Source organism: Citrobacter sp. Cpo089 (genome assembly GCF_030332695.1).
In the GTDB taxonomy this organism is placed as follows: domain Bacteria; phylum Pseudomonadota; class Gammaproteobacteria; order Enterobacterales; family Enterobacteriaceae; genus Citrobacter; species Citrobacter portucalensis.
In genome coordinates, this window is record NZ_JAOWHJ010000075.1 from 1 (window position 1) to 8,827 (window position 8,827).

The 8,827-nt window shown below is 46.4% G+C and carries 6 protein-coding genes and 2 pseudogenes; 1 reads left to right on the forward strand and 7 read right to left on the reverse strand.

The annotated features are described in order from the left end of the window. A partial coding sequence (locus OGX92_RS21775) for an IS1 family transposase (RefSeq protein WP_000179203.1) occupies window positions 1-206 on the reverse strand: 206 nt, incomplete at its 3' end. 315 nt (window positions 207-521) lie between these two features. Here OGX92_RS21775 and OGX92_RS21780 point away from each other — a divergent pair. Continuing rightward, window positions 522-671: pseudogene (locus tag OGX92_RS21780) on the forward strand (IS3 family transposase); the annotation flags it as partial. A 2-nt stretch (window positions 672-673) separates the two neighbouring features. Here the strand turns inward: OGX92_RS21780 and OGX92_RS21785 are convergent. The 6 genes and pseudogenes from OGX92_RS21785 to OGX92_RS21810 all read right to left on the reverse strand — a co-directional run. Continuing rightward, a complete protein-coding gene (locus tag OGX92_RS21785) occupies window positions 674-3,124 on the reverse strand; it encodes a sigma factor-like helix-turn-helix DNA-binding protein (RefSeq protein WP_000410983.1) in 2,451 nt (816 codons plus the stop codon). Between the two features lies 1 nt (window position 3,125). Further along, window positions 3,126-5,354: a DEAD/DEAH box helicase family protein gene (locus OGX92_RS21790; protein ID WP_001530084.1), complete on the reverse strand. Its 2,229-nt coding sequence runs from the start codon at window positions 5,352-5,354 to the stop codon at window positions 3,126-3,128. 629 nt (window positions 5,355-5,983) lie between these two features. Then, the gene (locus tag OGX92_RS21795; RefSeq protein ID WP_149335333.1) at window positions 5,984-6,466 is read right to left on the reverse strand and encodes a GNAT family N-acetyltransferase; all 483 of its coding nucleotides are present in this window, start codon (window positions 6,464-6,466) and stop codon (window positions 5,984-5,986) included. Continuing rightward, complete coding sequence (locus OGX92_RS21800; RefSeq protein ID WP_008784769.1) at window positions 6,454-6,720, reverse strand: type II toxin-antitoxin system TacA family antitoxin; 267 nt, start codon at window positions 6,718-6,720, stop codon at window positions 6,454-6,456. Before OGX92_RS21800 ends, OGX92_RS21795 begins: the two co-directional genes overlap by 13 nt. Window positions 6,721-6,873: 153 nt before the next feature. Then, a pseudogene (locus OGX92_RS21805) lies at window positions 6,874-8,745 on the reverse strand (alkyl/aryl-sulfatase); the annotation flags it as partial. Window positions 8,746-8,764: 19 nt separating this feature from the next. Continuing rightward, window positions 8,765-8,827 (reverse strand): IS1 family transposase (locus tag OGX92_RS21810; RefSeq protein WP_071603212.1); only part of this gene is annotated, 63 nt, incomplete at its 5' end.

Sequence of the window (8,827 nt, forward strand, 5' to 3'; positions counted from 1 at the left end):
GTTGCCCGGCATCCAACGCCATTCATGGCCATATCAATGATTTTCTGGTGCGTACCGGGTTGAGAAGCGGTGTAAGTGAACTGCAGTTGCCATGTTTTACGGCAGTGAGAGCAGAGATAGCGCTGATGTCCGGCGGTGCTTTTGCCGTTACGCACCACCCCGTCAGTAGCTGAACAGGAGGGACAGCTGATAGAAACAGAAGCCACTGGAGCACCTCAAAAACACCATCATACACTAAATCAGTAAGTTGGCAGCATCACCCAACATAACTTAATGACTAACCGAATATTTTTCAACAGGTTTTTTCTCGAGCCGAGAAAACATTCCCGACAAAATCCGTACTTTCTATTCGTCAATCGTTCGAAAATTAATTCATTGCCATTTGCTGTTTTTTTACCAATGTTTTGAAGCTGTTGGGGGCACTTCATAGCTACACGGATTGGGTTTGTCCGCTTCTGGCACAAAGCGGACGTGCTGTGTGTAAGCATCCGGTGATCGCGCAATGCGAGTTCACCGGATGCTTACGGTACTGGCGAAAACGGCGCGATACAGTCAATCTGGTACAAGTCAGGCTGTACAGCGAAATACGCTAGGCATGGAACCAGAGTCGGGGCTCTGCAGGCGCTCGCACTCTGGCTGAAATGCTGACCCAAGACGGCATCCGAATGAGCCTTTAGCCGTTGACCATAGATCGTGCTGTGCGCCAGTTTCGAATGGCAATCGCAGCCGTTTCACGTGTAATGGCGATATTTGCCTGCAGGGCATCTATATTCTGCTGCAAGGGAGCCCCAGAATCGCAGAGCATGTCCATTGCCGATGATATATTGCTAAAAGGAATCTCTGTGGCCGAATATAGGCTATGTTTACGGTGCCAGCCCTGTGCTTTGGCATTTAACCGGGCAAGAGAAGCATAGAAATATTTCGAGTAGCTTCGCTCAAATTGCATGTTCAGTTGTGCTTTAAAAATGGAGGGCTCTACTGGCTTTCCAAAATGCAGAAGCAATGCATGAAGGGCCGCGACATAGTCGTCGATGACGATATTTTTATAGGCGCAGGCAGGTGTGGTGTAGAGCATGTGGTCCACCTGAACAACACTTCCCCGCTCAATCAGGTCATCCAGATAAAACGACGCATGTGCTAGGCTTTTACTCTTCAGCAAATTGGCAATTTCAGGTTTCGTTAGCGGTTTATCACTGTTGTTCATCGCTTCGACGATGACGTCCTTTTGTGTGATGTTCTTAAAGCCTTTCTCCAGCCCGATCGAATCCGTCTGAGATTTTCCGTCGAAGTAAAAACCGTAATCCTCGCCGAAATGTTTCACAAAATGGCGAATAACATAGTAATCATGCTTTTTTAGATTGCGCGAGGCTTGGTAAAACTCATTCAGGTGGAACACCGGACGGGAATTTTTCTCGGCGTATTCCATCATTTCCAGAAAAATGTCGTCTATCAGCGCCGCATCGACATCGATAAAACAGGTGTGCTTGTAGGTACCCTTGCCGGACAGGTAGATATATTCAGGCTGGTTAAACGCTTCGTGATCCAGACGGTCCTCGTAAACAGGGCTGCGCGAATAATTATTTCCATTGATTAATTTTGCAATATCCAGCCAGGGCAGACCTTTTTCGTGTTTAATCAGCACGCAGGCGCTGGCTTCAGCTTTCTTCAGTTGCAGGGGGTAGACGTTCTCATCTTTAAGCTGGATGACGCCTTGTTGCGCAAGATGACGAATCGCATTGTCAACGTAGGGTATTTCGATGCTGCAGACGGAGGGAATAAACTCCCGGATGTCGTCAAGGTGGATTGGTGCGCCATTCTCGGCAAAGTAGGTATTCAGGATCGCTTTATCAATCTCGGGATAGACATGAGCGATAAGCTCTGTCTGCCCTGATACCATATCCAGAAATTCGAAGAAGTCACGTTCAGAGGAGAAACAGGAAAAAAGCGTCTGCATTTTCACACTAAGGTCCGGCGATATCTCAGGCTCCAGTGCCTCCCAAACCAATGGTTGACTGATCCGCATATGCCCTAGAAATTCCTGTCTTATATCGGCCTGAATCTGGCGAATGCGCTCTCTCGATACGACGTAATCGGCCCCGATCTCTTCGAGGGTCTTTTTTTCTTCGACAAACCCCCAGCGGCGTTGGGCAATGTCGACCTTCATTTCACTGCTTTTATCGAAGTAAGATTCGATATCTTCCAGTAAAACGGCTTCAAGTTTATTCAATGGGCAGTTTATAAGCCGTTTTGGAACGATCAAGACGGATTCAAGCGCTAGGTAGTCAATGTCACCATTCTGAATGGCGATGATCTCTTCTCGTAACCTGTCTCTGAATGCCAATAACTTTGTGATACTTCCTTTTCCCCAGGTCGGAATGGCTACTAATTGCTCATATTCGGCATGCAGAATAGCCTGCAACATCTCGCCCATATCTTCCGTTTTAAGATAGCGACCAAATTTTTCCAGCGCTTTCGTATGTTTGGTTTCCACGCCCGCAAGGCTCAACCGCATCTGGCTGATATCCACCTTCGCGAAATCAATGCCCATATTAGCTGTGTCTATAGCCTCAACGGCAGGTGCAGACTGAGCCAACTGTTGCAATTCTTTAAAAGTATCAATATACAGCACACCGACGCCAGGCTGTTCAGCCAGCTCGTTGACTGACAACGTGATGAGTTCTCCGAAGGTTTCACCAGGCACAAAATTTGGGTTTATCAGTTGAATGTTTTTCAATCGCTTGATTAATTTCATAAATCGTTCAGGCAATTGAATCGTCTCCAGCGAGGTGGATAAAGCGGGGATCCGCAGGCATTCCATCACTGGTTCATCACGCGCTACCTCGGGCTTTTCCTCAAACTCAGTTTCAACCTGCCTGATTTCCGCGCCATCTACGTGAAGCGTCTGCCTGAGGGGGAGCGAAATCTCTACTGCTCGCAGCAAATCCGCAAAATAGACATTTTTCTTCAATGCCATGAATTGCTGCATGCTGAGTTTTTCACAGAGCTCCCAGGCACTGAGCGTTTCTCCGAGCGTGAGCTGACTTTCTTCGACTAGGTTATGGATGAGTTTATTGAGAGCTCGGTCGAGCTGAAGTTGATCTGCAACGATGTCAATTTTTTCCATATTAAAGCGCGTCTTTTAGCTTTTTGAGAAACACGAATGCCGATTGATATTTGTTTTTAATCTGTTCCTGCACATCCGACGGTAATTGCTTAAATCTGACAAGGTTCAAAGGCTGTCCCCGGTACGTTTCGATCCACGGGCAAACTTCCACTTCCTTCACCGGCATATCACTCACGTCCTGCGGGGCTGTCACCTTAATTCTGGCACTGACAAGGTTGTCGTAATCTGGCAGAAGCTGTTGAATCTCTTTTTCGCTGAATTCGTACAACGGGTTCACGCCGAAATTCAGTGAAATCGTGTAAAAACTTGGTGCCATATTGTTCTTCCCGACAAAGGTATCGAGAAATTCAATCAGTCTCGTGCGCATGGAAGGAATATCTACGTCTTCATTGAATGCGGCTGTCAGGTAGCTCAAATAAGAGCCGAAATGGGTGGCAATTTGATCAAGGCTAACGTCATCTAACTCTTGTTCGAGTTCTGCAATGGAGGGCAACTCGTCATTTTTTTCGCGATATCGGCGCAACTTATCCAGCAGTACATCGCGGCTATTAAGCTGCATTTTCATCTCTTCCAGCAGAGCCAGTACTTTCGCCGCCTCTGCGCTGAATTGCACCTCCAGCGAAGTGTCATGATAAACCTCGGGCGCGTCCATCTCCTCCGGATCATCAATAGTGCTGTCGTGATACCTTGGCTGCTGTTCAATCTCTTTTGCCAGGCTCTTAATCTCATTCAACCGCTCAAGGGATCCAACAAAATCTAAGACATGAACAAACTCTTTATTTGGCGTTTTGCGCAACCCACGTCCTAACTGCTGTAACCAGATTGTACGTGACCCTGTATACCGCATAAAGATCAACAGGTTGGTTTCTGGAATATCAATACCTTCATTGAACAGGTCGCACACCAAAATGTATTTATAATCCCCTTCCCTGAACAATCGAATATTTTCTCGTCGTTCCTGATCATACATTTTTGAGTGCACAAGGGTAGCCGTGCCAGGCTCAAAGAACGCAATAAGATGATTCATATGCTGGATATTCCGGCAAAAGATGATCCCTTTTACGTCCTCTATCCCCTGCTCGGTCACTGTTTTGTTGATGAGCCGGACAATCTCATGATCTTTTTTATGCAAAAAAAGCAGTTTATCGATATCGGATAGAGAAAGGCCGCTCTCAAGCTGGTCGATCTTATCCTGATCCAGATCGTCAAGCAGGACAAGATATTTGGGGAATGCCAGTTTTTTATTTTTGAGTGCCCAAACCAGATCGAATTTACCGATATGCCCATCGGCGCCACCAAAGAAACTCACTACATCGCGATTATCCGTCCGGTACGGGGTCGCGGTTAGGCCAATCAGGAGTTGCGGCTGGAAAAGCGACACCACCGCAGAATAGGTTTTTGCCAGCGTATGATGGGCTTCATCGACAATGACGTAATCAAATGCTCCTGCAGATAGCTCATCGAGTTTGCTATAGAGCGTATCAAATGACGCAAAGACGAAATCAGTCTCTTCGGGATGTGTGCCGCCGAAACAGGCAGAAAAACTGTAGTTACCAATACCCAAAACGTTTTTAAATGCGGTAACAGATTGCAGTAAAATCTCGACCTGATGTGCCAGAAATAGCACTCTTGGCCTGCGGCTATTTTGTTGGATTAAGCGCTTAATTAAGTGGGCAACGGTATAGGTTTTGCCTAATCCCGTCGCCATTTCAATCAGAAGTTTTGACTTTCCTGCCGCATGAAGTGCAAGGGCTTCGTTAATCACGTCCTGCTGATAAGTTCGCGGCTTAATGTCACGGCCAATCTCGGAATGCTTAATGACCCACAGATTTTGCAACTCATCCCGGTCTATCAACTCAACGCCAAGTCGTAACGCCCGCGCCTTAACTTCAGAGGTAAACCAAGAGTTGGTAACTAAAATTTTATAGGTAACATTTGCCAGCGTGGCGCCGGTAACTAGTTGATTAAGAGCCTTCACATCTACTGTCGTACCCAGTTGGCGCTGTTTCACCTCAATAGCAAACTTTCGCCTCCCTTTCCAGGCGAAAATATCGACCCCACCATCACCGTGTTTGAATTCTTTGCCTGTTTGGGTAATTTCGGCATCGGTCCATCCCGATGCGACAAACAAATCGCGAACGAAAATTTCAAAGTCCGCAGAGGAAAGTTTATCGATGTCTTTAAATTCTGCGATTAAAGGTTTGTACTGCGGAATTACAGAAACCGTCATAACACCATTATCCTCCATAAAAAAACCTTATTAACTTCATAGCCACATGCACCCGCGAGATGTTGTGGCGACTTGCCGGAGTGATGCCAGGCTTCTGGCCCAAACAACGTTCAACAATGTAAACAGGAAATAGAGATTTCTCTCGAACTTGGTTAAGGGATACTGATAAAGCTGATGTGTGCAATCGAAACAAAGGGTAGCCTCCACTAGGAAGCCTTCGCGATCGCTGACAGTGGTACCGATGGTGGATGTGGGGAAAAATATCAATTACTAACATCACGGTGTACTAATCAATAGGCGGCAGGTCAAGTCTATGCTAGCTCAACCTACACTTTATTCAATAGATCAATCCGATAACCCTTCAATATCATGAGGTGTTCGTTTTGAAAATGTGATGTGGGATGGTTTAATGAACTGGAACTACCTGTCAGCTAAAGCTAGCTACATATCGTTGGTTCATGAAGTGAATTATTGGTGAGTAATAAAACATACTTAAAAAACAACACAATAAATACATTTTATTCATGAACCAAGTTTGCACTCAACATAAGTTAAATGCAATTGCTGCGTACTCAGTTGAGACTCCATGTGGCCCACGTTTGGCCATTGACCTCCTCTGCTCATTACAATCATGAAAGCCTGAGGAACAGAGTTCGTTCCTGCAGTTGAGATGCTTTGAATCCGTGGTGAAGATAAAAACGTTTAGCTTCGTCTGTGAGCGCATGTATCATAACGGCACGCACGCCAATATTTTCTGCCACTTTGTAACACCGCAGTACCGCATCGTGAAGCAGATCGGCCCCTAACCCTTTTCCACGAACAGAAAGATCTACGGCCAATCTGGCAAGGATAATTACGGGGATTGGATCTGGCATGTTACGCCGAAGATTGCCTGTTGCTTCTGTGTGGTTGACGCTACCTGTGGCCAGTGAATAAAAGCCAGCGACTTGTCGCGTGTCTGTTTTGCAGACAACAAACGTCCTGGCTGCGCCGAGAGCCTGATTTTTTAGCCCTTTTTGCTTTAACCAATCATCGAGAACAATTTCTCCGCTGACAAATTCCGCTAATTGATGAATGTGAGTTAGTGGTTCCGGTGCGGTTACAAATCCCACTGTGGTTTCCTTGCCAGTAGCTTCCTGATAGCGGGATCTTCGGCAACCGGAGCATCAAGCATCTCGATAAACTCAGCGTATTGTTCATCATTAAAATTAAACACTCGGCGATCGAGAATGACGTTCTCTGCCGCCTGGCAGGCCATTTCCAGAATAAAGTCTGTACGCGATTTATGTAGAATCTCTGCGGCCGCATCAATAAGCGCGCGTTGGGATTCTTTAGCTCTAAGGTTGAGCTGGACATCTGATTTCATTATTAAGCCTCTTGTATAGCAATTGCTTTACAAGCATATCATAAGGCTTATGTATAGCAACTGCTATACAGCATCGTTCGACTCAATACTCTGATAAGCAACAATAAAAAACCCGCCAGTGCTGGCGGGTTATGGCATGGTTTGTCTCTACAGTTAAGGCGTTACCATGTTAAACCAGAAATCAAAGCTATCTAAATACCCGAGGAACTCATCAAGCTTGGCATGATTGCCGGAAATTTGTACATCACCCTTCTCTTCTGCCTGTTTCAGCGATTCTTCCTTGAGAATGATTTTGTTCAACGTTGCACGGTTAAGCGTAATGGAGGCGTCAGCATTGCTGGCCTGTGTATCGGCGCTATGGTTAAGAACACCGTTTTCCAGTTCCAGTTTGTATTTACCGCCGTCAGCACCTAAATCGACGTTGAAGACTGCCTGCGCATTTGCCGCTTTTTCTCCGTTAATATGTACCGCGAGATAATCAAAGAACATCTCAGGTGACATGGCTTTAACGGTATCCGGGCTGGCGGTATTTGGTGTCGCGCCTTTCACCACACCGTTGCGTAATTCTTGTGCACCAGTCAGATAAAAATTACGCCATGGACCGGACTCAGCCTGATAACCCATTTGCTCAAGGGCATCTGCTTCCAGATTACGGGCTTCTCTATTGCTCGGATCAGCAAAGACGATATTGTTAGTGACTTGCGCCACCCAACGGTAATTGCCCTGGGCGTAATCAGTTTTCGCTTTTTGCATGATTGCATCGGCGCCGCCCATATAATCGACATATTTCTTCGCGGCATCAACGGGCGGTAATTCATTCAGTGTTGCCGGATTACCGTTGAACCAGCCGAGGTAAAAGACATACGTTGCTTTCACATCATGGCTGACAGAACCATAGTATCCACGGCTGGCCCATGATTTTTCCAGACCAGACGGCAGTTTGAAGTTAGCGGCGATTTCGTCACGGGTCAGCCCCTGGTTAGCCATACGCAGCGTCTGATCGTTGATGTAACGGTACATATCACGCTGACTTTTCATTAACTTCACCACATTTTCATTACCCCAGGTCGGCCAGTGATGCTGAGCAATAATAATGTTTGCCTTTCCACCCCAGCGGCCAATAACGTCATTGATATATTTTGACCATGCCAGCGGATCGCGGATCTTCGCGCCACGTAATGAATAAGTGTTATGTAGCGTATGGGTGACATCCTCTGCAGCTTCGATCATTCCCTTCTCTTCTACATACCACAGCATTTCAGAAGGTGCTTCCGATCCCGGTGCCATCATGAAGTCATAGGTTAGACCGTCGATAACTTCTTTCTGCCCGGTGTGGGTAATATAGTTAGTGGGTTCAATCAGCGTCACCGTACCGGCGGAGGTTGTCGTCCCCAGACCCGCACCGACCTGACCTTTTGCATCCGGTTTCAACAGATTGCCATACATGTAACTAGCTCGGCGACTCATGGCGTTACCTGCCATAATATTTTCAGATACAGCTTCCTTCATAAAACCAGCCGGTGCATATACCTTCACTTTACCGGATTTCACATCCGCTTCATCAATCACGCCGCGGACACCACCGTAGTGGTCAACATGGCTGTGCGTATAAATGACGGCAACAACGGGTCTTTTACCGCGATTCTTATAATAAAGGTCCATTCCCACTTTCGCGGTTTCTGCAGATACCAGCGGATCAATGACCGTAATACCCTCTTTCCCTTCCATAATTGTCATATTCGAGAGATCAAGATTACGGATTTGATACACGCCATCAGTGACCTGGAACAAACCGCCAATATTGATCAACTGCGACTGACGCCACAGGCTTGGATTAACCGTGTCGGGGGCTTTTTCGCCCTCTTTGATAAAGGCATATTGCTGAGGGTCCCAGACAACATTTCCCTGCTTCCCTTTAATCAATTCACTGGGAAGCGGAGCAATAAAACCTTTATGTGCGTTCATAAAATCGGTTTTATCAGTGAATGGCAATTGACCATATAAGGCGTCATTCGCACTTTTGGTCTGAGGTAATGACTCCAACTTATTGATAGTGTTTTATGTTCAGATAATGCCCGATGACTTTGTCATGCAGCTCCACCGATTT

Excerpts from the sequence above, each read along its gene's own strand:
- OGX92_RS21790 (WP_001530084.1), bottom strand. The coding sequence starts at position 5,354 with ATGACGGTTTCTGTAATTCCGCAGTACAAACCTTTAATCGCAGAATTT.
- OGX92_RS21785 (WP_000410983.1), bottom strand. The coding sequence starts at position 3,124 with ATGGAAAAAATTGACATCGTTGCAGATCAACTTCAGCTCGACCGAGCT.
- OGX92_RS21800 (WP_008784769.1), bottom strand. The coding sequence starts at position 6,720 with ATGAAATCAGATGTCCAGCTCAACCTTAGAGCTAAAGAATCCCAACGC.